Annotated in this window: 22 protein-coding genes and 1 tRNA gene; 3 read left to right on the forward strand and 20 right to left on the reverse strand. The window is 70.7% G+C overall.

The genetic code is table 11. From position 1 onward, the window contains the following. Positions 1 to 4 precede the first annotated feature (4 nt). Positions 5 to 1,051 carry an aminoglycoside phosphotransferase family protein gene (locus tag HNQ70_RS10545; RefSeq protein WP_183967202.1) on the reverse strand — a complete coding sequence of 349 codons (1,047 nt, stop codon included), beginning with the start codon at positions 1,049 to 1,051 and terminating at the stop codon, positions 5 to 7. A gap of 85 nt (positions 1,052 to 1,136) precedes the next feature. Here HNQ70_RS10545 and HNQ70_RS10550 point away from each other — a divergent pair, with 85 nt between their 5' ends. Genes HNQ70_RS10550 through rsmA form a run of 3 tightly spaced genes read left to right on the forward strand, consistent with a single transcriptional unit; the run spans position 1,137 to position 5,510 of the window. Further along, positions 1,137 to 3,407 (forward strand): LPS-assembly protein LptD, encoded by a 2,271-nt coding sequence (locus HNQ70_RS10550; RefSeq protein ID WP_183967204.1) that lies wholly within the window; start codon positions 1,137 to 1,139, stop codon positions 3,405 to 3,407. Continuing rightward, positions 3,404 to 4,717 carry a peptidylprolyl isomerase gene (locus HNQ70_RS10555; protein WP_183967206.1) on the forward strand — a complete coding sequence of 438 codons (1,314 nt, stop codon included), beginning with the start codon at positions 3,404 to 3,406 and terminating at the stop codon, positions 4,715 to 4,717. Before HNQ70_RS10550 ends, HNQ70_RS10555 begins: the two co-directional genes overlap by 4 nt. A gap of 7 nt (positions 4,718 to 4,724) precedes the next feature. Next, the gene (gene rsmA / locus HNQ70_RS10560) at positions 4,725 to 5,510 is read left to right on the forward strand and encodes a 16S rRNA (adenine(1518)-N(6)/adenine(1519)-N(6))-dimethyltransferase RsmA (RefSeq protein WP_183967208.1); all 786 of its coding nucleotides are present in this window, start codon (positions 4,725 to 4,727) and stop codon (positions 5,508 to 5,510) included. Here rsmA and HNQ70_RS10565 read toward each other — a convergent pair. The 19 genes from HNQ70_RS10565 to HNQ70_RS10650 form a co-directional block, all read right to left on the reverse strand. Next, entirely contained in the window at positions 5,459 to 6,271 is an 813-nt protein-coding gene (locus HNQ70_RS10565; protein WP_183967210.1) for a M48 family metallopeptidase, read from the reverse strand. The genes rsmA and HNQ70_RS10565 overlap by 52 nt on opposite strands. Further along, the gene (locus HNQ70_RS10570; RefSeq protein ID WP_183967979.1) at positions 6,268 to 7,032 is read right to left on the reverse strand and encodes a 1-acyl-sn-glycerol-3-phosphate acyltransferase; all 765 of its coding nucleotides are present in this window, start codon (positions 7,030 to 7,032) and stop codon (positions 6,268 to 6,270) included. The genes HNQ70_RS10565 and HNQ70_RS10570 overlap by 4 nt, the downstream gene beginning before the upstream one ends. Before the next feature lie 73 nt (positions 7,033 to 7,105). Continuing rightward, complete coding sequence (gmhB, locus tag HNQ70_RS20195) at positions 7,106 to 7,639, reverse strand: D-glycero-beta-D-manno-heptose 1,7-bisphosphate 7-phosphatase (protein ID WP_343060733.1); 534 nt, start codon at positions 7,637 to 7,639, stop codon at positions 7,106 to 7,108. Continuing rightward, complete coding sequence (gene glyS / locus HNQ70_RS20200; RefSeq protein WP_246434901.1) at positions 7,636 to 9,732, reverse strand: glycine--tRNA ligase subunit beta; 2,097 nt, start codon at positions 9,730 to 9,732, stop codon at positions 7,636 to 7,638. The genes gmhB and glyS overlap by 4 nt, the downstream gene beginning before the upstream one ends. 2 nt (positions 9,733 to 9,734) lie before the next feature. Then, a complete protein-coding gene (glyQ, locus tag HNQ70_RS10580; RefSeq protein WP_183967212.1) occupies positions 9,735 to 10,631 on the reverse strand; it encodes a glycine--tRNA ligase subunit alpha in 897 nt (298 codons plus the stop codon). 38 nt (positions 10,632 to 10,669) lie between these two features. Further along, entirely contained in the window at positions 10,670 to 12,235 is a 1,566-nt protein-coding gene (lnt, locus tag HNQ70_RS10585; RefSeq protein WP_183967214.1) for an apolipoprotein N-acyltransferase, read from the reverse strand. Continuing rightward, a complete protein-coding gene (locus HNQ70_RS10590; RefSeq protein WP_183967222.1) occupies positions 12,210 to 13,094 on the reverse strand; it encodes a CorC family transporter in 885 nt (294 codons plus the stop codon). The genes lnt and HNQ70_RS10590 overlap by 26 nt, the downstream gene beginning before the upstream one ends. A 64-nt stretch (positions 13,095 to 13,158) precedes the next feature. Continuing rightward, entirely contained in the window at positions 13,159 to 13,704 is a 546-nt protein-coding gene (gene ybeY, locus HNQ70_RS10595) for an rRNA maturation RNase YbeY (protein WP_246434902.1), read from the reverse strand. Next, complete coding sequence (locus HNQ70_RS10600; RefSeq protein WP_183967232.1) at positions 13,679 to 14,644, reverse strand: PhoH family protein; 966 nt, start codon at positions 14,642 to 14,644, stop codon at positions 13,679 to 13,681. Before HNQ70_RS10600 ends, ybeY begins: the two co-directional genes overlap by 26 nt. Positions 14,645 to 14,678: 34 nt before the next feature. Next, a complete protein-coding gene (locus HNQ70_RS19940; protein WP_221302760.1) occupies positions 14,679 to 17,747 on the reverse strand; it encodes a FecR domain-containing protein in 3,069 nt (1,022 codons plus the stop codon). A gap of 44 nt (positions 17,748 to 17,791) precedes the next feature. Then, positions 17,792 to 19,057 carry a tetratricopeptide repeat protein gene (locus HNQ70_RS10610; protein WP_183967234.1) on the reverse strand — a complete coding sequence of 422 codons (1,266 nt, stop codon included), beginning with the start codon at positions 19,055 to 19,057 and terminating at the stop codon, positions 17,792 to 17,794. 140 nt (positions 19,058 to 19,197) lie between these two features. Continuing rightward, complete coding sequence (gene miaB, locus HNQ70_RS10615) at positions 19,198 to 20,544, reverse strand: tRNA (N6-isopentenyl adenosine(37)-C2)-methylthiotransferase MiaB (protein WP_183967236.1); 1,347 nt, start codon at positions 20,542 to 20,544, stop codon at positions 19,198 to 19,200. Then, entirely contained in the window at positions 20,541 to 20,894 is a 354-nt protein-coding gene (locus HNQ70_RS10620) for a hypothetical protein (RefSeq protein WP_183967238.1), read from the reverse strand. The genes miaB and HNQ70_RS10620 overlap by 4 nt, the downstream gene beginning before the upstream one ends. Before the next feature lie 101 nt (positions 20,895 to 20,995). After that, positions 20,996 to 21,072 (reverse strand) — tRNA-Met (locus tag HNQ70_RS10625). Positions 21,073 to 21,109: 37 nt separating this feature from the next. Next, on the reverse strand, positions 21,110 to 22,555 hold the full coding sequence (locus tag HNQ70_RS10630; RefSeq protein WP_183967240.1) for a sensor histidine kinase: 1,446 nt from the start codon (positions 22,553 to 22,555) through the stop codon (positions 21,110 to 21,112). Further along, positions 22,552 to 23,238: a response regulator gene (locus HNQ70_RS10635; RefSeq protein ID WP_183967242.1), complete on the reverse strand. Its 687-nt coding sequence runs from the start codon at positions 23,236 to 23,238 to the stop codon at positions 22,552 to 22,554. The genes HNQ70_RS10630 and HNQ70_RS10635 overlap by 4 nt, the downstream gene beginning before the upstream one ends. A 150-nt stretch (positions 23,239 to 23,388) precedes the next feature. After that, positions 23,389 to 24,243: an orotidine-5'-phosphate decarboxylase gene (gene pyrF, locus HNQ70_RS10640; RefSeq protein WP_183967244.1), complete on the reverse strand. Its 855-nt coding sequence runs from the start codon at positions 24,241 to 24,243 to the stop codon at positions 23,389 to 23,391. A gap of 66 nt (positions 24,244 to 24,309) precedes the next feature. Then, complete coding sequence (locus HNQ70_RS10645) at positions 24,310 to 25,029, reverse strand: transglutaminase-like domain-containing protein (protein ID WP_183967246.1); 720 nt, start codon at positions 25,027 to 25,029, stop codon at positions 24,310 to 24,312. 19 nt (positions 25,030 to 25,048) lie between these two features. Beyond that, entirely contained in the window at positions 25,049 to 26,497 is a 1,449-nt protein-coding gene (locus tag HNQ70_RS10650) for a phenylacetate--CoA ligase family protein (RefSeq protein ID WP_183967248.1), read from the reverse strand. Between the last annotated feature and the right edge of the window lie 176 nt (positions 26,498 to 26,673).

A 26,673-nucleotide genomic window follows, 5' to 3' on the forward strand; every position in this document is an offset into this window, starting at 1 on the left:
GGCCTCAGAAGGTGTAGCCGATCGTGGCCTCGCGGCCCTCGATCCGGTCGATCAGCCTGGCCAGCGGCGTCAGCGCGGTGTAACGGGACGCGGTGCGCACCACATAGGCCAGCACCCGCGGCAGGTCGGCCAGGTAGCGGTCCTTGCCGTCGCGATGCCACAGCCGGGCGAAGATGCCGAGCACCTTCAGGTGGCGCTGCAGGCCCATCCATTCGAAGTCGCGGTAGAACTCGCCGAAGTCGGCGGCCACCGGCAGCGAGGCCTTGCGCGCGCGCTCCCAGTGCCGGATCGCCCAGTCGATCTCGCGCTCCTCGGGCCAGCTCAGATAGGCGTCGCGCAGCAGCGAGGCCAGGTCGTAGGTGACCGGGCCGTAGACCGCGTCCTGAAAGTCGAGCACGCCCGGGCCGGTGCTGTCGTCGAGCCGCATCAGGTTGCGGCTGTGGTAGTCGCGGTGGACGAACACCCGCGGCTGGGCGAGGCTGCTGGCGAGCAGCAGCTCGAAGGTGCGCTGCAGCGCGTTGCGGTCGTCGTCGGTGAGCTGGGCCTGCTTGTGGCGGGCCAGGTACCAGTCGGGGTAGAGCGTCAGTTCCCGCAGCAGCAGTTCGCGGTCGTAGTCGGGCAGCGCCGATGGCCGGCTTGCCGCCTGCAGCGACACCAGCGCGCGGCTCGCGTCCGCATGCAGGGCGTCGGCGTTGGTTTCGTCGATGACGTCCAGGTAGGTCTCGTTGCCGAAGTCGGTCAGCAGCAGGAAGCCCGCGTCGAGATTGGCCTCGAGCACCTCCGGCACCCGCACGCCGGCCTCCCCGAACAGCCGCGCCACCGCGACGAATGGGCGGCAATCCTCCATCGGAGGCGGCGCGTCCATCGCGATCAGCGAGTGGTGGGACGGGTGACCGGAGTCGATCCGGAAATAACGCCGGAAGCTCGCGTCGTTCGACGCGGGACGGATCGAACCGGTCGACAGCGCCCATTCCGGCGACAATGCGGCCAGCCAGCCAAGCAGCTGTTCCAGCCTGGCGTCGGCGCCTGGGGCTGCGGGGGAGACGGTCATCGTGGTCATGCTCGGACGGAAGGGATCGGGGATCGCGGGCATCGGGGCCGGACGGACGGGTTCGTATAATAGAAGATCAAACGCGATGGCTTCCTTTCCCTTCCGGTATTCCGCACTGCTGACGCTTGCCTGGTGCGCCTCGGCGCAGGCCGCTGGCGAGCAGGGCATGGCGCTTCGGCTCGAGACGCAGCTCAACGAGGCCGGCGCCGCGCAGAGCGAAGGCCGGCCGGTCTACGGCCGGGCTGATTCGCTCAGTGGCCGGCCCGGGCGCGATTTCACCCTCGAGGGCGACGCTGAACTGCGACGTGCCGGAACCGTGGTGCGCGGCAATCGCATCACCTGGTACCCCGAGGACGAGGAGGTGCTGGCGGTGGGCGCGGTGCGCGTGGTGCGCCAGGGAAGCGTGATCACCGGCCCCGAGCTTCGGCTCAAGCTCGACAGCACCGAGGGTTTCTTCACCTCGCCGAGCTACGAGCTGCCGCTTTACAACGGCCGCGGCCAAGCCGAGCGCATCGATTTCCTCGGCCCGGACCGCATCGGCCTGCGCAACGCCACCTACACCACCTGCCGGCCCGAGGACCCTGACTGGGTTCTCAGCGCTGAAGAAATGGTGATCGACACCGAGGAAGAATCGGGCAAGGGACGCTGGGCCGGGCTCAGCGTGGGCGGGCGCAAGGTGCTGTCGGCGCCCTGGTTCGCCTTCCCGCTCGGCGACCGGCGCCGCAGCGGCTTCCTGACCCCGGGCTTCGCGATGACCTCGCGCACCGGCCCGGAGTTTGTCGTCCCCTACTACTGGAACATCGCGCCGAACCGCGACCTCACCTTGCACCCCAGGGTGATGGTGCGCCGCGGGCTGCAACTGGGTGGCCAGTACCGCTACCTGGAGCACAACTACCAGGGCGATCTCAAGGTCGAGTACACGCCGGACGATTCGCTCACCGGCAACAGCCGCTACCTGTACAGCTACCAGCACTCCTTCGCCGATCTCGCCGGCTGGGGCGGCTGGGTCGACCTGCGCGGCGTCTCCGACGACAACTACTTCGTCGACTATTCGCGCTCGATCCTCTCGAGCTCGGAGCGGGTGCTGCCGCGCGACGTGGTCGCGACGCGGCGCATGGGCGATTGGACCCTGCTGGCGCGCGCGACCCGCTACCAGAGCATTCTGGACGCCCGGCGCGCGCCGCCCTACGAGCGGGTGCCGCAGTTCAACGCGACCTGGGCCAAGCGCGACGTCGCCGGCTTCGACGTGGACGCGATGTTCGACGCGACCTGGTTCCAGCGCCCGCTGCAGGGCTCGCCGGAAGGCCTGCGGATGGTCGCCTTCCCGCAGGTGAGCTACCCGATCGTGCGCCCGGGCTGGTTCGTCGTGCCCAAGCTGGGCTTGCACATGTCGAGCTACCGTCTCGACGGCGGGTCTCCGCTCACCGAGACCTCGCTGCACCGTTCGGTGCCGGTCTTTTCGCTCGATGCCGGCCTCGTCTTCGAGCGGCCGACCAGTTTCTTCGGCCGCGATCTCACCCAGACGCTGGAGCCGCGCGTGTTCTATGCGCGCGCGCCCTACCGCGACCAGTCCGCCTTCCCGGTGTTCGACACCGGCGTCGCCGATTTCGGCTTTCCGCAGCTGTTCTCCGAGAACAGCTTCGTCGGTCACGACCGGATCGCCGACGCCAACCAGCTCACCACCGCGGTCGTCTCGCGCCTGATCGAGCCGGCCACCGGGGCCGAATCGCTCAGGTTCGCCTTCGGCCAGCGGATGTACTTCTCCGACCAGCGCGTGTCGATCCCCGGCGTGGCGGCGCGCAACGACAAGCGCTCCGACCTGCTGTTCGCGGCCACTGCCGGACTGGGCCGTGGCATGAGCGTGGACGCCGGTCTCCAGTACAGCGTGCGCGACTCCGAGGTGCCGCGCTTGAACCTGCTCTGGCGCTACCTGCCGGGCGACGGCAGGATCCTCAACGCGGGCGTGCGCTACCTGCGCGATGAGCTCGGCCAGATCGACACCTCCTGGCGCTGGCCGGTGGCGCCGCGCTGGACGGTGATGGGCCGGGTCAACTACTCCTGGCTCAAGCAGCGCGTCGACCCCGCATCGGGCCTGCTGGTCGATGCCAAGCCGGGGATCATCGAGGGCGTGCTCGGCTTCGAGTACCTGGTCGACTGCTGGACGCTGAGGTTCGTCACCCAGCGCTTCGTCACCGCAGAGGGACGCAACACCTCGGCCTTCTTCCTGCAGTTCGAACTGGCCGGGCTCGCCAGGCTGGGCTCGGACCCGTTTGATATATTGCGCCGGAACATCCCCGGCTACCGGCTGCCGAACGACCGTCCGGCCCTGCCCTCCCGCTTCTTCGGATACGAATGAACCTTTCCCTTCGACCGGTCGTGTTCCTCGCCTGCCTGTTCTGGGCGGCGCTGGCGGGTGCCCAGTCGGGCGCCGCGCCGCGCCCGCTCGACCGGGTGGTTGCGGTCGTCAACAGCGACGTGGTCACGGCCAGCGAACTCGCTTCCCGGGTCCGCAGCGTGGAGCGCCAGCTGCGCCGGCAGCGCATCCAGGCGCCGCCGGCCGACGTGCTCGAGAAGCAGGTTCTGGAGCGCCTGGTGATGGACCGGGCGCTGGCGCAGATGGCCCGCGAGCAGGGGCTTCGCGTCGACGACGCGCAGCTCGAGCGCGCGGTTGCGGGCATCGCCACCGAAAACGGCCTGAGCGCGGCGCAGCTGCGGGCCCAGATCGAGGCCGACGGGGTCAGCTTCCTGCGGTTCAGGGAGGACCTGCGCGACGAACTGCTGGTCGCACGGCTGCGCGAGCGTGAGGTCGACGCGCGGATCCAGATCAGCGAGGCGGACATCGATGCCTTCCTCGCCGAGCAGCGTGACGTCAGCGGCGCGCAGCCCGAATACGAACTCGCCCAGGTGCTGCTACGCGTGCCAGAGGGCGCCTCGGCAGAGGACATCGAGCGCCAGCGGCTGCGCGGCGAGGAGGTCATCCGGCAGGCGCGCGCGGGCGGGGATTTCGCGCGGCTCGCCGCGGCATTCTCCGACGCCCCCGATGCGATGAGCGGCGGCGCACTCGGGACGCGCACCGCCGACCGTCTCCCCGAGATTTTCGCCAAGGCGGCCGGGTCGATGCAGCCCGGCGAGGTCTCCGCGCTGCTGCGCAGCCCCAACGGCTTCCACGTGCTGAAGCTGATCGCCAGGCGCGACGCCGGGGCGGCGAAGCTCGAAGGCGGCCCGGTCACGCAGACGCGGGCCAGGCACATCCTGATCCGTCCGTCCGAGCTGGTCTCCGAGCCGGAGGTGCTGCGCCGCCTTGCCGAGATCCGCAGCCGCCTGCAGGCGGGCGGCGCCGAATTCGCCGAGCTGGCGCGCCAGTATTCGGTGGACGGAAGCGCCGGCCGGGGTGGCGATCTCGGCTGGATCTATCCTGGCGACACCGTGCCGGATTTCGAGCGGGCGATGAACGCGCTGCAGCCCGGCCAGCTCAGCGAGCCGGTGCGCACCGAGTTCGGCTACCACCTGATCGAGGTGCTCGAACGCCGCACCGACGCCGCCTCGCCCGAGCGGGTGCGGGCGCTGGCACGGCAGGCGCTGCGCGAACGGCGCATCGAGGAGACGCTGCAGGACTGGCTGCGCCAGGTGCGCGACCGCACCTACGTCGAATACCGCGATCGCTGACCGCTCCGTGGCTCACGTCGCGCGCAAGCGGTTCGGCCAGCATTTCCTGTGCGATCGCTCGGTGATCGAGGCGATTGCGTCCGCGATCGACCCGAAGCCAGGCGAGCTGCTGGTCGAGATCGGGCCGGGGCTGGCGGCGCTGACGGACGCGCTGCTCCGGCGCGTGCCGACGCTGACCGCGATCGAGATCGATCGCGATCTCGCCGCCCGTCTGCGCAGGCGCTACGGCGACCGGCTCGAGCTGATCGAGGCCGACGTGCTGGCGGTGGACCTGCGGGCGCTTGCGGCGCAGCGGCGGATGCGCCTGGTCGGCAACCTTCCCTACAACATCTCCAGCCCCTTGCTGGTGCGGCTGCTCGACTTCCGCGACTGCGTGGCGGACCAGCACTTCATGCTGCAGAAGGAAGTCGTCGACCGGATCGTCTCCGCCCACGGCTGTGCCGCCTACGGCCGGCTGGGGGTGCTGCTGCAGGCCTACTACGAGGTTGAGGCGCTCTTCGACGTGCCACCCGAGGCCTTCGACCCGCCGCCGCGCGTCGATTCGGCGGTGGTTCGGATGCTGCCCAGGCAGCAGCCGCCGGAACTGGAGCCGCCCGTGCTCTCGGAACTTCTGGCGGCGGCGTTCGGAAAGCGGCGCAAGATGCTGCGGGGCACGCTGCTGCCCTGGCTGGCGGCGCGCGGCGTGGACGCGCAGACGCTGATCGAGCCCACCGCGCGCGCGGAGGACGTCCCGGTGGAGGTCTACGTGGAACTGGCCTCGCGGCTGCGCAGCCAGCGCCTCGCGCGCTCGTAGTCCGGGTAGAGTTCCCCGACGGCGCGCCAGAATCGCGGACCGTGGTTCATCTCGCGCAGGTGCGCGAGCTCATGGCAGATCACGTAGTCGACGATGTGCGGCGGGAAGTGCACCAGCCGCCAGTTGAGCCTGATCGAACCGTTGGCGCTGCAACTGCCCCAGCGGGTCCGCGCGGACGACAGCGCCCAGCTCCGCGGAGCGATGCCGAAGCCGGCCTCGTAGTGCGCCAGGCGCAGCGCGAACAGCGTCCGCGCCTCGGATTTCAGCCAGCCCTGCGCGCGCTCGCGGACCTCCTCGGTCGGCGCCTCCGCAGACAGCGCGATGCGCAGCTCGCGCCCTTCGCGCCGCGGCGGCGCCCGCCGGCCGTGGTCTACGCGGATGAGAAGGTCTTCACCCAGGTAAGGTAGCGACCCGCCATGCTCCCAGCGGACTGCCCGGCGCTCGGCGTGCGCCGCCCGCTCCCGCCATTCATCGAGCTTGCGCAGGAGCCAATCGGCGCGTTCGCCGAGTGCCGCGTCGATGCGGGCCTCCGGTACGTTGCGCGGCGCGGTCACGGTGAGTCCGCGCCGATCGATGGTGAAGCCGATGGTGCGGCGATCGGAGCGGCACAGCTGGTATTCGACGAAGATGCCGTCGAGCCGCATCAGGCGGTGGCCGGCGCGCTGCACCATCGGGGCGGCGGGAGGCGCGCCGACCAGCGGCAGCGACAGCTGGCGCGCCGCATCCGCGAGCCTGTTCGCGAGCTTGCCGAGGCGCTTCATGCGAGTCGGTCCGGGCCGCGGCCGCCGGGCGCCGGTGCGGCCGCATACGCATGCGGGCTGATGCGGCGCATCTCGGCCTCGATCCAGTCCTCGACCTCGCGGTTGAGCTGCTCCGGCGACCTCCCCTCCGGCGCGATCGGCGGCCCGATCGAGACGGTGATCAGGCCCGGGCGCTTGAGGAAGGCCTTGCGTGGCCAGCACTCGCCGGAATTCACCGCCACCGGGATCACCAGCGCCCCGGTGCGGACGGCGAACCGGGGCCCGCCGGTCTTGTAGCGCCCCTGGCCGCCGACGCGCGTGCGGGTGCCCTCCGGGAACATGATCAGCCAGCGGCCCTCGGCGAGCTTGCGCGCGCCCTGGCGGACCACCTGCTCGAAGGCGTCGATGCCACGACTGCGGTCGATGTGGATCATGTCGAGCAGCCAGATTCCCCAGCCGAAGAACGGAATGAACAGGAGCTCCCGCTTGAACACGTAGCAGAGCTCGCGCGGCATGTAGGTCGGGTAGAACAGCGTCTCCCAGCTCGACTGGTGCTTGGAGAGGACGATGGCGGGGGCGTCGGGGAGGTTCTCCGCGCCGATCACCTGGTGACGGATGCCCAGGATCGTCCGGGCGCCCCAGATCACCATGCGCGGCCAGCGAATCGTGAACCGGTAGCGGGCATGCAGCGGCAGCGGCGCGCACAGCAGGCAGCCGATCGCCACCGGGATCACGGTGCTCAGCTGGAAGACCAGGAAGGCGACCGAGCGCAGCGCGAGCACCGCGGAGGAGGGGGTGTTGCGGGTCATTGACGTCGGCAGGGCTGGCGCCAGCCGCGCCGGCGGTTGCAGCGGCTCACGGCGCGAGTTCGGCGGCCACCGCCGCGAGGTCGACGCGAACCAGGGTTTCGGGGGGCAGGCCGCCCTTGCGCATGGTGTCCCGGCCCTTGCCGGTCAGCACCAGCACCGGCCGGCATCCGACCGCAGCTGCGGCTTCCAGGTCGCGCTGCGAGTCGCCGACCATCGTCACCTTGCGCGCCTCGGCGCCGTACCTGCGCAGGATCTCCTCGAGCATTCCCGGCTTCGGCTTGCGGCAACCGCACTGGTCGTCGGCCGCGTGCGGACAGAAGAACACCGATTCGATGCGTCCGCCGGCGGCCGCGGCCGCCTGGTGCATCTTCGCGTGGATCGCAGCCAGGGTGGCGAGGTCGAACAGGCCCCGCGCCACCCCCGACTGGTTGGTGGCGACCGCCACGCGGTAGCCGGCCTTGGTCAGGCGCGCGATCGCCTCCAGGCTGCCCTCGAGCGGGCGCCACTCCTCGGGCGACTTGATGTAGGCGTCGCTGTCGTGGTTGATGACCCCGTCGCGGTCGAGGATGATCAGCTTCACGCGTTCGAGAGCTTCGAGATGTCGGCGACACGGTTCATGATGTGGTGCAGCCGGGCCAGCAGCGCGAGCCGGTTGGCGCGCACCGCGGGGTCCTCGGCCATCACCATCACGGCGTCGAAGAAGGCGTCGACCGCGCTGCGCGCCCGGGCCACCGCCGCCAGCGCGCCGGTGTAGTCGCCAGCGGCGATCCGGCCATCCACGTCCGGCGCGATCGCGGCCACTTCCTCGTGCAGCGCCTTCTCGGCGGTTTCCGACAGCAGCGCGGGCTGGATTTCGCCGCCGGCGACGTTGCCGGCCTTCTTCAGGATGTTTCCGATCCGCTTGTTGGCTGCCGCGAGCGCGGCGGACTCCGGCAGCGCCGAGAAGGCCCGCACCGCCTCGAGGCGCGCCGGCACCTGGGCGAGGTCGGCGGGGCGCTGGTCCACCACCGCCGCCACCTCCTGGGCGGTGTAGCCGCGTTCGCGCAGGTAGCCGGCGAGGCGCTCGAACACGAAGGTCTCGAGCTCGGCGCGCGCATTGCCGACGCGATCTCCGAAAGCCTCGAAGGCCCGGTCGACCAGCCAGGGCAGCGACAGCGCAAGCTGCTTCTCGATCAGCAGGCGGATCACGCCGAGCGCGTGGCGGCGCAGCGCGAAGGGGTCGCGGTCGCCGCTGGGCTGCTGGCCGATGCCGAACAGCCCTGCCAGGGTCTCGAGCTTGTCGGCCAGCGCCAGCACCGTGCCGGTCTCAGAGGCGGGAAGATCGTCGCCGGCGAAGCGCGGACGGTAGTGCTCGAGGATGGCGTCGGCGACCGGCCCGGGCTCGCCATCATGGCGCGCATAGTAGGCGCCCATGATGCCCTGCAGCTCCGGGAACTCGCCGACCATTCCGGTCAGCAGGTCGGTCTTGGCGAGCAGGGCGGCCCGGTCGGCATGGGCGTCGTTGGCGCCCAGCGATTCCGCGATGGCGCGGGCGATCGTGCGCACGCGTTGCACCCGCTCGGCCTGCGTGCCCAGTCTGGCGTGGTAGACCACGGCGGCGAGCCGCGGCACGCGGTCCGCCAGCGGAGTCTTCTTGTCCTGCTCGAAGAAGAAACGCGCGTCGGCCAGGCGAGGGCGCACCACCCGCTGGTTGCCGTCGACGATGAAGCGCGGGTCCTCGACGTCCATGTTCGAGACGATCAGGAAGCTGGGCAGCAGCCGCCCGCTGGCGTCGAACAGCGGGAAGTACTTCTGGTTGGTGCGCATCGTCAGGATCAGGCATTCCTGCGGCACCTGGAGGAACTCGCGCTCGAACTCGCCAGCATAGACCGCCGGCCATTCGACCAGCGCGCAGACCTCGTCAAGCAGCGGTGCCACCGAAGCCTCGTCGCCCAGCGAGGCGCCGAGCGCCGCGGCGCGCTCGCGCAGCATGGCCTCGATGCGCGCGCGCCGGGTGTCGAAGTCGGGCATCACCCGGCCCTCGCGCTCCAGCTGATGCACGTAGCCCTGGGCGTCGGCAAGCTCGATCGAGGCCGCGCCCTGGAAGCGGTGCCCGGCGGTGATCCGGCCGGCCTGCAGGCCCAGCGCGGACGCGGGCAGGACGTCCGCGCCATGCAGGGCCACCAGGCGGTGCGCCGGGCGCACGAAGCTCACGCTGGTGCGGCCGTCGGCCAGCTGGTACTCCATCACCTTGGGGATCGGCAGCCTGGTGATCGCCTGCGCGATCACCGCGTCGATCGCGCCTGCCAGGCTCTCGCCGGGCAGGGTGCTGCGGAACCAGAAGCACTCCTGCTTGCCGTCGGAGGCCTGCGTCAGGCGGTCGATCGAGGCGCCCTGCTTCTCCGCCCATTTCAGCAGCGCCTGCGTGGGCTTGCCCTCGGCGTTCAGGCCCACCTTCAGCGACGGTCCCTTCAGCTCGACGCTGCGCTCGGGCGCCTGCGACAGCACCGCATCGACGCGCACCGCGAGCCGGCGCGGCGTGCAGAAGGTGCGATGGCCGACGTCGGCAGCGGCCAGCCCGCGCGTGCGCAAGCCATCGACCACGCTTGCGGCAAAGGATTCGCCAAGGCGCTTCAGGGCCTTCGGGGGCAGTTCTTCGGTCAGCAGTTCGACCAGCAGCGGTTTCGCACTCATGGTCAGGCCGCCTTCGCGTCGTTGCCCGCGCGGGCCAGCATCGGGAAGCCGAGCCGCTCGCGGGCGTCATGGTAGGCCTGCGCCACCTGCCGTGCGAGGTTGCGCACGCGTCCGATGTAGGCAGCGCGCTCGGTGACCGAGATGGCGCCGCGCGCGTCGAGCAGGTTGAAGGTGTGCGAGCACTTCATGACCATCTCGTAGGCAGGCAGGGCCAGCTGCGCGCCGATCAGACGTTTGGCCTCGGCCTCGTAATCGTCGAAGTGTCGGAACAGCATTTCGGCGTTGGAGTGCTCGAAGTTGTAGGTGGATTGCTCCACCTCGTTCTGGTGGAAGACGTCGCGATAGGTGACGCCGTCGGTCCAGACCAGGTCGTAGACGCTCTCGACGCCCTGCAGGTACATTGCCAGGCGTTCGAGGCCGTAGGTGATCTCGCCGGTGATCGGCTGGCACTTCAGCGAGCCGACCTCCTGGAAGTAGGTGAACTGCGTCACCTCCATGCCGTTGAGCCAGACCTCCCAGCCCAGGCCCCAGGCGCCCAGCGTGGGCGACTCCCAGTCGTCTTCGACGAAGCGCACGTCGTTGGCCTGCAGGTCGACGCCGATCGCCTTAAGCGAGCCCAGGTACAGCTCGAGGATGTCCGGCGGCGAGGGCTTGAGCACCACCTGGTACTGGTAGTAGTGCTGCAGGCGGTTCGGGTTCTCGCCGTAGCGGCCGTCCTTGGGCCGGCGCGACGGCTGGACGTAGGCGGCGCGCCAGGGCTCGGGGCCGATGGCGCGCAGGAAGGTGGCGGTGTGGAAGGTGCCCGCGCCGACTTCCATGTCGTAGGGCTGCAGCAGCGCGCAGCCCTGACGATCCCAGTAGTCCTGCAGGCGGAGAATGATTTGCTGAAAGCTGAGCATCGGAGGGCGATCCTGCCGGTGGGAGCAAACCCCGGATTCTATCGCCTGGCAGGCCATGCCCGTCCGGCGGGCCGTGACAGGATGAGCAGCAGCAGGAAGAGCCCGGCGGGCAGCAGGTTGCCGGCGCGCACGTAGGGAGTGAGCCCGGCCGTGCCCTGCACCTTCACGTCGAGCGTGTCGCGGCGGTGGTGGGGCAGTTCGGCGAGCACCCGTCCCCGATGGTCGATCGAGGCGGTGACGCCGGTGTTGGTCGCGCGCAGCATCGGCCGGCCGGTCTCGAGCGTGCGCATCCGCGCGATCGTGAGGTGCTGCGGCAGGGCGCGCGACTGGCCGAACCACGCGATGTTGCTGACGTTGACGAGCACGCTGGCGCCGCCGTCGCGGATCGCGCCAAGCAGCTCCTCGCCGAACAGATCCTCGTAGCAGATGTTGAAGGCGAAGCGCTGGCCGGCGATCTCGAACGGCGCCTGCCCGCGCGCGCCGCGCCCGAACTCGCCGAGCGGGATGTGCATCATCTCGACGAACCACGCGAACCCGCTCGGAATGAACTCGCCGAACGGCACCAGGTGGCGCTTGTCATAGCGCTGGGCAAGCACCCCCTCGCGAAGCAGCGCGACGCTGTTGGTGTAATGCCCGGTCTGGCCGGGGACGGCCGAGTGCAGCGGCATCCCGATCGCCACTGCCGCGCCGGCGCGCTGTGCGTGCGCCGCGATCCGCTGCGCGAGATCGGGAGGGGTCGCGCTCCAGGGGACCGTCCACGCGGTCTCGGGCAGCACCACCAGCTGCGCGTCGGCGGACTCGATCATCGCCGTGTAGTCGTTCATCGCGTCCAGCGCGCGCTGGCGGTCGAACTTCAGTTGCTGGGGCACGTTGCCCTGCGCGAGCCGCACGCTGACCGGAGCGCCGCTGGGCGCGGTGGGTTCCCAGGCGCCCAGCAGTGCGCCCGCCACCGGCAGCAGCACCGCCAGGGCGAGCGGCCGGCGTGCGCGCTCGCGCTGGCCGCGCAGCAGCGCAGGCAGCCCCAGCCCAAGCAGCGCCGCCAGCAGCGCCGCGAGGGCGGCGATGCCGTGCGCGCCGACCAGCGGCGCGAACCCGGACAGGGGGCCGTCGACGTGCGCATAGCCGATCGCCAGCCAGGGAAAGCCGGTGAACAGCCAGCCCCGCAGCAGTTCCGATGCGCCCCAGCAGGCAGCGAAGGCGAGCGCCACCGGCAGCCCGTCGCTGCCGGCCGCGGGGCGCGCGAGCCGGCGCGCCGCGAGCACGGCCGCCAGCGGGAACAGCGACAGGTACAGCGAGAAGAGCAGCACCGCCGCCGCCGCCAGCAGCGAAGGCATGCCGCCGTAGACGTGCATGCTGGTGTGCAGCCAGCCGACCCCGCTGGCGAACCAGCCGATGCCAAAGGCGGCGAGCGGCGCCAGCAGGCGGCGCGCAGGGCCCGGGTCGGCGACGCGCAGCAGCGCGAACAGCATCGCAAGCGTCGCGGTCTGCAGCCACCAGGCGTCGAGAGGAGGGGAGAAGGCCGCGGCGTGCGCGACGCCCAGGACGGCCGCCGCGAACGTTGTCCGGAGCCCGCGCGGTTCAGTGCGCAGGCGCCTGCGCGTCATCTTGGCGGACGGAATCTGGCGCGCGCTCCGCCATCAGGAGCAGCACCTGGCGGGCATCGGCCCGCAGCACTTCGAAGCGGAAACCTTCCAGCACCACGTGGTCGCCGCGCCTGGGCACGCGCCCGAAGTGCTCGGTGACCAGCCCGCCGATGGTGTCGAAGTCTTGGTCAGGAAGCTGGCTTCCCATCACCCGGTTGACCTGCTCGATCTCGGCGATGCCGCGAATCCGATAACGCGGACCGGTGGCTCCGGGTTCAACGGGGAGGACGTGGTCGCTCTCCTCGTCGAAGTCGAACTCGTCCTCGATGTCGCCGACGATCTGCTCGAGGACGTCCTCGATCGTGATCAGGCCGGCGACGCCGCCGTACTCGTCGACGACGATCGCAACGTGGTTGTGGTTGGCGCGGAAGTCGCGCAGCAGCACGTTCAGGCGCTTCGACTCGGGGATGAACACGGCCGGTCGCAGCAGGTCGCGCAATTCAGGAGGGTCGTCAGCGAAGATCCTGAGCAGGTCCTTCGCGTGCAGGATGCCGATCACGTTGTCGCGTTCTCCCTCGACCACAGGGAAACGGGAATGCGCGGTGGCGATCACGCGCGGCAGGAATTCGGCGGGGCTCTGCACGACGTCGATGACGTCCATCTGGGCGCGCGGCACCATGATGTCGCGGGCGGCGAGTTCGGACACCTGGAACACGCCCTCGATCATCGAGAGGGCGTCGGCGTCGAGCAGGTCGCGGTCGTGCGCCGCGCGCAGCAGGCTCAGCAGTTGTTCCCGGTCTTCGGGGGCGCGCAGCAGCAGCGCCGATAGGCGTTCGAGCAGGGAGCGCTTTGGCTCGCTGCCCGAAGGAGGCTCGGACATCGATATCTGGCATGAGTTCCGGTCGGCCGAGGATAACCGAACTCGCCGACCGGACCAAACGGGCTCAGTGCGCGCCGTCCCGCTCCGCCGCGTAGGGATCGGGGACGCGCAAGCGCCGCAGCAGGGCAGCTTCGAGGCGCTCCATGGCTTGCGCCTCGTTCTCGTCCTCGTGATCGAAGCCCTGCGCGTGCAGCACGCCGTGGATCACCAGGTGGGCGAGGTGATGGTCCAGCGGCTTGTCCTGCGCACGCGCCTCGGCGCGGATCACCGGCATGCAGAGGACGATGTCTGCCTCCACTGGCGGGCTGGGCGGCGCGGTCGTGCGCCTGCGCGTCGACGAGGGCCCTGCCGGCGGCGCCGGCAGGGGATCGTAGGCGAAGGTCAGCACGTTGGTGGCGTAGTCCCGGCCCCGGTGCTCGCGGTTCAGCGTACGGCCCTCACGGGTGCCGACGAAACGCAGCGTGATGCGAGCGTCGCCCTGCAAGGCAGCGAGCACCCAGCGGCGCAGCCGGGGGCGGGTGACCGGAACCGCAGCGATTCCGCTGCCCGTCTGCACCGACAGCGCGAGCGCAGGTGGCGTCGGCTCAGGACCTGGCGGCGTCGCTTTCATAGGCGTCCACGATCCTTGCCACCAGCGGGTGCCGGACCACGTCGGAGCTGTCGAACTCGCTGAAGGCGATGCCGCGCACATCGCGCAGGATGCGGCGCGCCTCGTTCAGGCCCGACAGATGGCCGCGCGGCAGGTCGACCTGGGTGGTGTCGCCGGTGATCACCGCGCGCGATCCGAAGCCCATCCGGGTGAGGAACATCTTCATCTGCTCGGGAGTGGTGTTCTGCGCTTCGTCGAGGATGATGAAGGAATGGTTGAGCGTGCGTCCGCGCATGTAGGCCAGCGGCGCGATCTCGATCGACTGCTTCTCGAACATCCGAGCGGTGCGCTCGAAGCCCATCAGGTCGTAGAGCGCGTCATAAAGCGGGCGCAGGTAGGGATCGACCTTCTGCGCCAGGTCGCCCGGCAGGAAGCCCAGGCGCTCGCCGGCTTCGACGGCCGGGCGCGTCAGCACGATCCGCTTGACCGAGTCCCGTTCCAGTGCGTCCACCGCGCATGCGACCGCCAGGTAGGTCTTGCCGGTGCCCGCCGGGCCGGTGCCGAAGGTGACGTCGTGCGAGAGGATGTTGCGCAGGTATTCGCGCTGCCTCGGCGTGCGGCCCTGGAGATCGGTGCGGCGCGTGTGCAGCACCGGGGAGTCGTCGGGGCCGGCTGCGACTGCCCGCTCGCGCACCGCGCCGGACTTGAGCTCGACCAGCCCGAGCTGGATCTCGTCCAGCGAGAGCGTGTGCACGGCGAGCCCCGCAAAATGCTTCAGCGCGGCGACCGCGTTGCGCGACGCGATCGGCGGTCCCTCGACCGTGAAGCTCGAGCCCCGCCGGGAGATCTGGACGTCGAAGGCTTCCTCGAGCTGGCGCAGGTTCTGGTCGAGCGCGCCGCAGAGGTTGGCCAGGCGGTTGTTGTCGGCGGGGTCGGGTGTGAATTCGAGGGGACGGGACATCGGGCGTTCGGCACCTTTCGCCGGCGGCGACCGGTCAGCGTTTCTGGAGGACTCCAACGCCCGAGATTGTACGGCCAGGCGTCGAAGGATCGACGATGGCGTAGCCGAGGCCCAGGCGGGCGGCCTCGGGTCCGTAGAACGCACCGTCGACCCGCACCGCGCAACCGGCCCGTCCGCAGTCGAACGCGGCATTGCCCGCGTTGGGCTGGGTGACGAGGCTGCCGGAGAAGGTGCTGCCGCCCTGCATCGTCAGCTCGGACGATTTCGGGTTGCCAAGGCCGCCGTTGGTGGAGATGTTGAACTGGCCGTTGCCCATCTTCACGCTGCCTTGCAGCCCGATTCGTGCGGCCTCGCCCGAAGAGAACTGCGCTACCGCGCTCATCTTGAAACTGCCGGGGGCCAGGGATCCGTCGCTCGCAGTCGGGCTCGTCGCGCCCAGGAGTTCGTATCGGAAGCTGCCGCTGGTGGGCATGGTGACCGTGGGCACGCCGACCAGGTAGTGGATCGACTGGTTTGCACCGAGGGCGATGCGCGCGCCGATTCCCAGCACCCGCACATCCGCGCTTCCGTTGGTCCAGCGGCCCCAGCTCGCATAGGGATCGCTGCCGCTGTCGGCGTGTGCCGCAGTGCCGCGCGAGAGACAGGCGAGCTGCGGACACAGACCGACGGATTCCAGCCGCAGCTGGGAATCGAGCTCGACGCGTCCGTCGGGCGAGGCGAACTGCAGGGAGCCGAAGATCGGGATCTGTCGGAGGTCGAGCCGCAGGCTGCCGGTTGAGGCCAGGCCAGTTGCGAGAGGGAGTTCCGCGGGCGGGGAGCTGCCACCGGTCGAACCGCCACCCGTGGAGCCGCCGCCGGTCGAACCGCCGCCCGTGGAGCCACCGCCCGTGGAGCCGCCGCCCGTGGAGCCGCCGCCCGTGGAGCCGCCGCCCGTGGAGCCGCCGCCCGTGGAGCCGCCACCCGTGGAACCGCCACCAGTCGAGTCGCCGCCGGCCGTACCGCCGCCCGTGGAGCCGCCGCCCGTGGAGCCGCCACCCGTGGAGCCGCCACCCGTGGAGCCGCCACCCGTGGAGCCGCCACCCGTGGAACCACCACCCGTGGAACCGCCACCCGTGGAACCGCCACCCGTGGAACCACCACCAGTCGAGCCACCACCAGTCGAGCCACCACCCGTGGAACCGCCACCCGTCGAGTCGCCGCCGGCCGTACCGCCGCCCGTGGAGCCGCCACCCGTGGAGCCGCCACCCGTGGAGCCGCCGCCGGTCGAACCGCCGCCCGTGGAGCCACCACCCGTGGAACCGCCACCAGTCGAGTCGCCGCCGGCCGTACCGCCGCCCGTGGAGCCGCCGCCCGTGGAGCCGCCATCCGTGGAGCCGCCACCAGTCGAGTCGCCGCCGGCCGTACCGCCGCCCGTGGAGCCGCCACCCGTGGAGCCACCACCCGTGGAGCCGCCACCCGTGGAGCCACCACCCGTGGAGCCACCACCCGTGGAGCCACCACCCGTGGAGCCACCACCCGTGGAGCCACCACCAGTCGAGCCACCACCCGTGGAACCGCCACCCGTGGAACCGCCACCCGTGGAACCGCCACCCGTGGAACCGCCACCCGTGGAGTCGCCGCCCGTGGAGCCACCGCCCGTGGAGCCACCGCCGGTCGAACCCCCGCCGGTCGAGCCGCCGCCAGTCGAGCCGCCGCCAGTCGAGCCGCCGCCAGTCGAGCCGCCGCCCGTGGAGCCACCACCCGTGGAACCGCCACCCGTGGAACCACCGCCGGTCGAACCGCCGCCCGTGGAGCCACCGCCCGTGGAGCCACCGCCGGTCGAACCCCCGCCGGTCGATCCGCCGCCAGTCGATCCGCCGCCGGTCGATCCGCCGCCAGTCGATCCGCCGCCAGTCGATCCGCCACCCGTGGAGCCACCACCCGTGGAACCGCCACCCGTGGAGCCACCACCCGTGGAGCCACCACCCGTGGAACCGCCACCCGTGGAACCGCCGCCGGTCGAACCGCCGCCGGACGAACCGCCGCCGGACGAACCGCCGCCGGACGAACCGCCACCGGAGCCGTCTGCGATGGGAGGGTTTGGGGGCGTCGGGTTGACCGGGTCAACGATGACGAAGTCCGGCGGGACGGACGGCGACGCGTCGATGGCAGCCAGGAGATCCAGCCGTCCGTCAGCTGCGCGGCTTGCTGCGGGGGTCGCGGACGAGCTGGACTGAAGCGGCGATGCAGAACCGTCGGGCGTTTCGAACGCGATCCTGTCGTCCGCGCCAGCCGACCCTTTGGTCGATGCCGACGCGCCTGCCCTCGATGCGCCCTGGGCTGCCGCGCCCGAGGCAGCCGCATTCGGGCCAGCCGCATTCGGGCCAGCCGCATTCGGGCCAGCCGCATTCGGGGCCGCTGCGCTCGCAGTCGGCGTCCCCGCCTCACTGGCCTGCTCGGCCCCGGCAGGCGGGGCGCCGCGTCGCACGCTGCTCGCCAGGTCGCTGGCCGCACGCGCGAAGAGGGTCGCCGGCGTCAGCAGCGGCCGCAATTCAGTCAAGCGGGGCAGGGCATCCGGAGAGGACACCTCGGCCGCAGTGCCTTCGCCAACCTCGATCTCGCCGGCTGCCGTGCGCACCGCGATCCGGCCTTCGCTGACGCTCACCCTGAGACCCGCCCGAGCCCCCGGCGCGCAGGCCGGGTCGCAGACGGTCTCCTCCGCCAGGTAGAGGGTGCCGCGGATGCCGATCGTCGCAGTCGGCGTCTGCATCCGATAGTCGGAGCGGTTGCGCTTGCCGATCGCGCCGGTGGTGGTGCGCATCGCGCCGCGCAGAAGGCTGAAGAAGCCACGCTGCTCCTGCGGGTCGAAGCGGTAGTCGTCGATCCGGAACTCTGTTCCAGGTTGGAGCGAGACGATCGCGCCGTCCGAGAAGCGAAGTTGCGCCCGTCCGTCGCGGCTGGTGACGATCAGGTCCCCGCTGCGGAGCTCATCGCCGCTGCGCGCGGCGGACTGCGGGGTTTCGCCCGTGCGCACGATCCGCACCTCGCCGGAGACGACCAGGAAGACCGCATCGGCGGCGAGCGCGGGCAGCGCTGTGAATCCGAGGACCAGCGCCGCGGTCACCGAGATCCGGCGAGACAGGGCTCGAAGTGGGGACGGCATGCGCATCAGAAGCTGTAGTGCGCCGACACCAGCGCCTGGGTCCGGCGGAAGTCGTTGGGCGCCAGGCTGGAGGCGTTTCGGGTGTGGACCAGGCGGGGTTTCACGACCCAGGAACGGTTCACCAGGATGGAGGCGCCGAACTCCACCTCGGTCTGCCGATCTTCGCGGACCGCGTCGAACAGGGGCTCGACGCCGGCGAAGTCGCGGGCCTCCCAGGCCACGGCTGCCCATGCGCGAACGCTCGGCGACACGCCGATGCTGAGGACGCCACGCGCACCGATGATGTCGTGCTCCAGCTGAGGCACGTCGGCGTCCGGGCGCTCGCGGCCGGCGTAGATGCTGGCGACCAGCAGCGGCGTGCCGTCGCCATCGAAGGTCCGCGCTGCGGTGGCTCCGACGACCTGGCGGCGGGCGTCGCGCACCGGCTGGTCGGGGAAGCTGAATTCGAAGTGCTGGAGGTACAGGCCGACCTGCGTGCGGGCGTCCAGGTCGCATCGCCACTGCGCGATCGCCCCGGCCGCGTTGCGGAACGCGGATCGGTCTGCGCGGAGATGTTGCAGTTGGGCGAGCATGTCGAATCCGTGGCAACCGGTGCGGTAGCGCAGGCCTCCCGAGAGGTCGAAGTAGGTCTGATCCAGTGTATGCGCGCTCGCGTTCGAGCGGCCCATCGCCTGTGCCCCGACCGTCCACTGCCAGCCGCCACCGATCGGACCCTGCCAGTCCAGGCCGGCTCCCCAGGCGATCAGCGCCGTGCTGCGCGGCCGGCTGGAAGCTTCGGGCACGACCGCAGTGCCGCCGGCGAGCAGCCACTGCGAGCCGATGCTTCCCAGCGTGACGTTGCTGTCCCAGCCGGCGCCGAGTTCCGCGCGGCCATGGAAGCTGGTGCGGCCGGCCTGGTCGGCGACCGCGATCGCTGCGAGGTAGCGGTCGATGATCGTCCTGACTTCGGGCGGGATGCGCTGCGCGGCCACCGTCTCGAATTCGCGGCGGGCGGCTTCGGTCTCGCGGGTGGCGAGCAGTGCGCGGGCGAGTTCTGCGCGCGCCTGCAGGTGGCGCGGGTCGGCGGCGAGCACCCGCTCGAAGGCGAGGACCGCCTGGCCGGGCCTTCCCGCGTCCATCGCCGCCGTGCCGAGGAGATGGTCGAATTCGGGCGAGCCGGCGTACCAGCGGGTCTGCGGCTCGAGAAGGGCGTATGCGGCGGATGCCTCGCCGCCGGCCATCAGCCTGCGGGCGGTGGACAGCAGTTCGCCCAGCGCCGTGGGTGCGGCCAACGAGGGCCGGGGGGCCTCGGCATGTGCTGGCGGAACTGCTGCGGCCATCCCCGCAGCGAGGGCGCAGCAGGCCAGCAGCGCGCGCCCGTACCGTCTGCGCCGGGTCGCATGGGCCGGCGTGTCAGAGGTGAGTCTCATGCTCAACCGCGCGATGCGATTCGACCGCGCAGAGAATGCGGCAGAGCTCCGGTGATCTCGACCTCGATCAATCGACCCACCAGGCCCGTCGGGCCGGCGAAGTTCACCACCCGGTTGTTGCCGGTGCGCCCCGAGCATTCGCTCGCATCCTTGCGCGCATTGCCTTCGACCAGCACCTGCTGGCGGCTGCCGACCATCGCTTCGGAGATGGCGCGCGCGTTCGCGTCGATTGCCGCCTGCAGCGCCTGCAGCCGATCGAGCTTGGTCTCGTGGGGCGTGTCGTCGGGGAGGTCAGCGGCAGGCGTGCCTGGCCGCGGGCTGTAGATGAACGAGAAGGAGCTGTCGAAGCCGACGTCCTGGACCAGGGCCATCGTTCTGGCGAAATCCTCGGCCGTCTCGCCGGGAAAGCCGATGATGAAGTCCGAGGAAAGGCAGATGTCCGGCCGCACGGCGCGCAGCCGGCGCACGATCGACTTGTACTCGAGCGCGGTGTAGCCGCGCTTCATCGCCGCCAGCACCCGGTCCGAGCCGGACTGCACCGGCAGGTGCACGTGGCTCACCAGCTTGGGCACCCGCGCGTATGCGTCGATGAGCCGCTGCGTGAATTCCTTCGGGTGCGACGTGGTGTAGCGGATGCGCTCGATCCCGGGAATCTCCGCCACGTACTCGAGCAGCAGTGCGAAGTCGGCCGCGTCGTCGGGGCCGCCGTCGGCGCCCGGCAGCGAGCCCCGGTAGGCATTGACGTTCTGCCCGAGCAGGGTGACTTCGCGCACGCCCTGCTCGGCGAGGCCCGCGACCTCGACCAGCACGTCCTCGAAGGGGCGGGACACCTCTTCGCCCCGTGTGTAGGGCACGACGCAGAAGCTGCAGTACTTGCTGCAGCCTTCCATGATGGACACGAAGGCGCTCGCACCCTCGACGCGCGCCGGCGGCAAGTGATCGAACTTCTCGATCTCCGGGAAGGAGATGTCGACCTGCGGCCGGCCAGTGCGCCGGCGCTGCTCGAGGAGCTCCGGCAGCCGGTGCAGGGTCTGCGGGCCGAACACGACGTCGACGTAGGGCGCGCGGGCGATGATCGCTGCGCCCTCCTGGCTGGCCACGCAGCCGCCGACTCCGACCATCAGGTCCGGCCGCTCGCGCTTGAGCGCCCTGATGCGACCGAGGTCCGAGAACACCTTCTCCTGCGCCTTCTCGCGAACCGAGCAGGTGTTGAACAGGATGATGTCGGCCTCGGCCGGATCGTCGGTGGGAGTGACCCCTTCGGACTGCCCGAGGACGTCGGCCATCTTCGCCGAGTCGTACTCGTTCATCTGGCAGCCGAAGGTCTTGATGTAGAGCTTCTTGGTCATCGGGTGCTCGGCCGCCTGCGGGCTTCGTCCTTGGCGATCTGAAGTTCCTCGCTGGTCAGGATCCAGGCGTCGAGCACCTGTCCCATGGGGTCCGTGCGATAGCGCACCGGCACATTGCCGCGCAGCGTCGAGGGAACCGCCAGCAGGTTCGATTCGTTGCGGATGCGCGCGCCGGGCGCCAGGAGAATCTCCTTGCCGTCGAGCCGCGCCTGCGGGAAGACCGTCACCTCGAGCGTGCCGAGCCGCGTGGCCTCGTCGAAGGTGCGTGGCTGACCCCAGGCGGGCAGCCACACGGCCGCGCATGCCAGCAAGGCCGCGACACGGTACCCGTTCTTCGATCGAGGTTTCATCTTCGTCGACTCAGAGGACAAAGAACCAGTATGCATCCGGCGGTGGAGGCCGGAAAAGACAAGGCCCGCCGGAAATTGCTGTCCGGCGGGCCTCGGGCGACTGGTGGCGCATCAGGGACTCGAACCCCGGACCTGCGGATTATGATTCCGTCGCTCTAACCAACTGAGCTAATGCGCCAAAGAGGGCAGATACTAGCGCCAACCATCGGTCGCTGTCAAAGCGGCGGGAAGCGAACCGTCACCTTCGTGCCACGCGGGGCATCTGCAGGCCCGCCATCGGCGATCGAGACCCTGGCGCCGTGCTGGTCGGCGATCTCGGCGACGATGGGCAGCCCGAGGCCGCTGCCGCTCGTCTCCGTGCCCAGGATGCGATAGAAGCGCTCGAAGACCAGCAGACGCTCCTCCGGCGGGATGCCCGTGCCGCTGTCCTCCACCTGCAGAAGCGTTTCACGGCCCTCGCGGCCCAGCCGGACCGTGACCTGGCCGCCGGCCGGCGTGTAGACGATGGCATTGTCGATGAGGTTGTTGAGCAGCTCGCGCAGCAGGATCGGGTGGGCTGCGGCGGGCGCGGGCGCGTCGTCGCTCTCGAAGCCGAAGTCGATGCCCCGGCGGATGGCCTCGGGGGCCCACTCGCTCGCCACTGCGTGCGCCAGCGGCGCCAGGTCCATCTCCTCGAGCTGGATCGCGTTGCGCAGGTTCTCGGTGCGCGCCAGCGCGAGCAGCTGGTTGATCATGTGCGCCGCGCGCTCGGAGCTTTCCACCACCTGCTCCAGGCTGCGGCGCAACGCCTGCGGGTCGGTCTCGCGAAGGGCGAGCTCGGCCTGGGTGCGCAGGCCCGCCAGCGGCGTCTTCATCTGGTGTGCCGCATCCGCGATGAAGCGCTTCTGGGCCGCAATGTTCGTTCCGAGCCGCTGCAGCAGGTCGTTGAAGGAGGCCATCAGCGGACCGAGTTCCTCGGGGGCGTCGTGCGGGTTGATCGGCGAGAGGTCGTCGGGGCTGCGCTCCCGGATCCGGCGCTGCATCCGCTCGAGCGGCGCCAGTCCGCGGCTGAGCGCGAACCACACCAGGCCGACGGCGACCGGCAGGATCAGGAACTGCGGAAAGATCACGCCCTTGATGATCTCGTTGGCCAGCGCGTTGCGCGCATCCAGCGTCTCGGCGACCTGGATCAGCACCGGATAAGAGGAGCTCATCGGATGCTCGCCCGGGCTGACGTAGGTGTAGGCCACGCGGACCTCGATCCCCCGGTGCTGATCGAAGCGCCGCTGGACTCTGCCCGGAGTCGGGAAGTCGTAGAGGCTGGGCGTTGGCAGGTTCGCGTCCCCCGCCAGCAGTTCGCCGTCGGCGGACAGGACCTGGAAGAAGGTGTGTTCTTCCGAGCCCGCGGGCAGCAGGTCGCGCAGCCGCGTGCCGGGCGGCGTGGCGGCCTGCTCGCCCGAGGTGTCGACCTGCTGCGCGATCACCTCGGTGTGGTCGATCAGCGCGCGATCGAAGGGGGCGTCGGCCAGCGAGCGGGCGACGACGAAGGTTAGAACGATGGAAAGTGGCCAGAGCAGCAGGAGCGGCGCCAGCATCCAGTCGAGGATCTCGCCGAACAGGGAGCGCTGCTCCCGCGGGTCGTAGGCGAAGTCGAAGCTGCGACGGCGCCTGCGCTCTGTCATGTCACCGCGCCGGACTCGGCGGGTCGCTCCAGGCAGTAGCCGAGGCCCCGGACGGTGACGATGCGCACCCCGCCGCCCTCCAGCTTCCTGCGCAGGCGATGCATGTAGACCTCGACCGCGTTGTGGCTGACCTCCTCGCCCCATTCGCAGAGGTGGCTGACGATCTGCTCCTTGCTGACCATGCGGCCGGCGCGCTGCAGGAGGATTTCCAGCAGTCCGGTCTCTCGCGCCGAGAGGTCGAGCGGCTGCTCGTTGATCCGCGCGCTCCGACCGACCTGGTCGAAGCTCAGCGGACCGTGGCGCAGGAAGGCAGTGGTCGCGCCCATGCTCCGGCGCACCAGCGCGCGCACCCGAGCCTCGAGCTCGGTCAGCGCGAACGGCTTGGCCATGAAGTCGTCCGCGCCAAGGTCGAGTGCGCGCACGCGCTGCTCCACGGAGTCGGCGGCGGTGAGGATCAGCACCGGGAGCGGGGAGTTGCGCGACCTGAGCCGCTTGAGGACGTCGATGCCGGGAAGATGCGGCAGGCCGAGGTCGAGGATCAGCAGGTCGTACTCATGCAGCGACAGCGCGGAATCTGCGTCCCTGCCGCTGGCGACGTGGTCGATCGCATAGCCCGACTGGCGCATCGAACGGCACAGGCCGTCCGCGAGCACCTGGTCGTCTTCGGCGATCAGTATCCGCATGCCGCTCCACTTGCGCGCCGCACGAACGTGCGGCTGGACGTGCAGCAGAGTGTAGCGGCAAGCGCGCGGCGTGGCGACGCCCGCGGTGCTCCGTGCCGCGAGGTGCCGCGAGGTGCCGCGAGGTGCCGCGAGGCGCCGCCCGCGCCCGGCTCAGGCCGGGAGGCGCCGGCGGGCCGCGCGAAGGGCGTCGCTGGTGGCCAGGGCCGCTGCAGCTGCCGCCTCGGCGAAGTCCTCGCCTTCGCTCGCGTACAGGATGGCGCGCGAGGAGTTCACCACCATCCCGAAGCCGTCGGGAGTCGCTCCCGCGGCGACGGCGGCGTCGATGTCGCCGCCCTGGGCGCCGATGCCCGGAACCAGCAGCGGGAGCGTCCCGGCGAGCGCGCGCACGCGGCGCAGTTCGTCGGGGAAGGTGGCGCCCACCACCAGACCGAGTTCGCCGGACGCACGGTTCCAGGGGCCCGACGCGAGCCGTGCCACGCGCTCGTAGAGGCGCTCGGCGGGCGCGCCGAGCGCGGGGTCAGCGGCCACCTGAAGCGCCTGCAGGTCGCTGCCGCCAGGGTTCGAGGTACGGCACAGCAGGATGGCGCCGCGGCCCGGGTAGGCAAGGTAGGGCTCGATCGAGTCGAAGCCCATGTAGGGACTGAGGGTCACCGCATCCGCCCGGTAGCGCTCGAAGGCCTCGCGCGCGTAGTGCTCGGCGGTCGAGCCGATGTCGCCGCGCTTGGAGTCCAGGATGACGGGTACGCCGGGGTGGCGCCGATGCACGTGATCGATCAGCGCCTCGAGTTGGTCCTCGGCGCGCTGCGATGCGAAGTAGGCGATTTGCGGCTTGAAGGCGCAGGCATGGCCGGCAGTCGCGTCGACGATGGCGCGGCAGAAGTCGAAGGCCGCGTCCGCGCGGCCCCTCAGAGGCGCCGGCATGCGCGCCGGATCCGGGTCCAGGCCCACGCAGAGCAGGGAGTTGGAGCGCCGCCAGGCGGCGTGCAGCGATGAGACGAAGGACAAACTGTTCTCCCGAAGCAGGACCCCGAGCGGATCCGGAGCGGATTCTATCGCCGTCGCTCAGGCCGCTCAGGCCTGCGGCGCGCTCCGTTCCCGCAGGGCGTCATCCTCGAAGCGGTCCGCGTCGCCTTGGGCCTCGTCGCGCATCCGCCGCTCGATGCCTGGGTAGTGGATCGCGAAGTCCGCCTTGACCTGCTCCAGCGGCAGGTCCGACCAGCAGCCGTGGTCGGCGAGGTATTCCATGTGCCGGCGCTCGTGGATGTCGAATTCCTGGTAGAGCGCGTCATGCTCACCGTCAAAGTCGGTGGGTCGGACGCCGAAGCGCTCGCACAGTTCGATGTTGAAGGCGGGGACGGCCTTGAGCCAGCGGCCGCCGAGGTAGAGCGCGGCGTAGCCGTGGTCGTAGAACACGTTGACCCCGTCCATGCGCGCGCGCAGCTTCTCGGTGTTCAGGTGGTTGGCCACGTCGGCCAGGCCGATCGCCGACGGGATGCCGACCGCACGCGCGCACGCTGCCAGCAGGCCTGCCTTGGGCACGCACCAGCCGCGGCCGGCTGCGATGACGCTGCTGGCCTTGTAGGCGGCGGGTTCGTAGGTGAGGTTGTAGGGGTCGTAGCGGACCCGGTCGCGCACGGCCAGGAACAGGCGGACGGCGCGTTCCCGCTCGTCGGTCGCGTCGCCGATCGCGTCGGCGACGAAGCTGCGCACCGTCGGGTGCTCGATGTCGAAGAAGTCGGTGGCGCCGGTATATCCGTCAGTATCGGCAGGCAGGCCCTGGGTGTGGATCATCGTGTGTCAGCTCCGTGGTTCATGTGTCGGTCCCGCTCCGCCGGTCCGGTGGCCGCATCGCGAGCACCTCGCGCAGCTTGCCGCTGACCGGGTCGGCCAGCGGCGGTGCGGGATCCTCCAATATGTCGATCCGGTCCAGCCCCTGGCGCGCGAAGTAGGCGCGCAGAGCCGTCACGATACGGCCCAGCGCGTCCGGACGCGCATCGCCCGGGGGCGTTTCGAAACGCACCGCCAGCGCGGCGGGTCCGGTCTGGATCAGCTGGAAGCGCCGGACGCCGCCTCCCTCCTCGATCACGGTGGCCACCGCCAGCGGCGCCAGCCGGACCAGGCGGCCGTCCTGTGTCTCGAGCGCCAGGATGTCGTCGCGCCGGCCGGACACGCGCAGCGCCGGAAACGGTGAGCCGCAGGCGCAGGCATGCCCGAGCATGGTCACGCTGTCGCCCAGGTCGTAGCGGATCAGCGGCTGGACGTGGTTCGCCAGGTTGGTCAGCAGCACGGTCTGCGAGGCGATCCCGGGCGGCACCGCCTGGCCGCGCTCGTCGACCGGCTCGAGCACCACCCAGTCGCTGTTGAGATGGAGGAAGCCGTGGCCGCAATCATGGGCGATCTGCATGCACTCCGAGGCGCCGTAGCCGTTGATCACCGGGCAGCCGAAGGCCTCGGAGATCTCGGCCCGCTCCCCGTCCGACAGGGTCTCGCCGCCGCTCCAGAGCACCTGCGGCGCCAGCGCCAGCCGGCCGGCGCGTCGTTCCTCGGCGAGCAGCAGCAGCGTGGTCGGGTAGGCAGCGACCACCGTCGGCTGCCAGGACTGCAGCTCGGACACCAGCTCGGGCAGCGGCGACAGCACCGAGAACGATCGCGTCGCTGCGGCCATCCAGGGGTAGCGGCGGCGCAGTCGCTCCCAGGACACCACTCCCGCGAAGTGGCCCTCCAGCGCGGCCAGCATCGCGAAGCGGCCACCGCCGGCCAGGGTCGCGAAAGGCGAGGGCGAGCCCGCTGCGGACGGGAACCGCGCCGACAGCAGGGCGTCGTAGACCGCCAGCGCGTCCGGGTCCTGGACGTAGATGCCGGGCGTGCCGGTGCTGCCCGAACTGGTCCACACCGCATAGCGCCCAAGGTAGGGCTCACCGATGCGCCCGGGGTCGGCGACGAAGCGCCGGATGTCCTCGAACCGCAGTGCGGGATCGGTCACCCAGTCGTCGAAGCGCGCCATCAGCCCCGCCTTGTCCTGCACGGGGAAACGTTCGAGGCGGAATTCGTCCTCGGCCAGGCCGGCGAGGCGTTCGCGGTAGTAGGGCGATCGTCTGCGCGCGCCGCTCACCAGGGCGCGAAGACGGACCGCCTGCAGCCGTTCGATCGCATGCGGATTCTGGGACGACGTCAGCCAGGTCTGCTGGAGCCGCGCGCTCCATCGCCACCAGTCGGTGAACGTGGCCATCGCACCGAAGGGATCGAATATCGCAGGCATGGACTATCCAGTGCGGGTCGAGCGCCGACGCGACGCGCAGGTTCGCTCATGGCGAGCTTAGGGCATCCGGCGGCGAACGCCGCGCATATCCGACCCGCACGATGGGCAAAGCCCGGAACGCGGCTCCTGCGGGCCGTCGCGCGGCCGTGAGCGTCTGGGCGAGAATCCGGGCTCCA

It is taken from the genome of Quisquiliibacterium transsilvanicum, assembly GCF_014202215.1.
In the GTDB taxonomy this organism is placed as follows: Bacteria; Pseudomonadota; Gammaproteobacteria; order Burkholderiales; family Burkholderiaceae_E; genus Quisquiliibacterium; species Quisquiliibacterium transsilvanicum.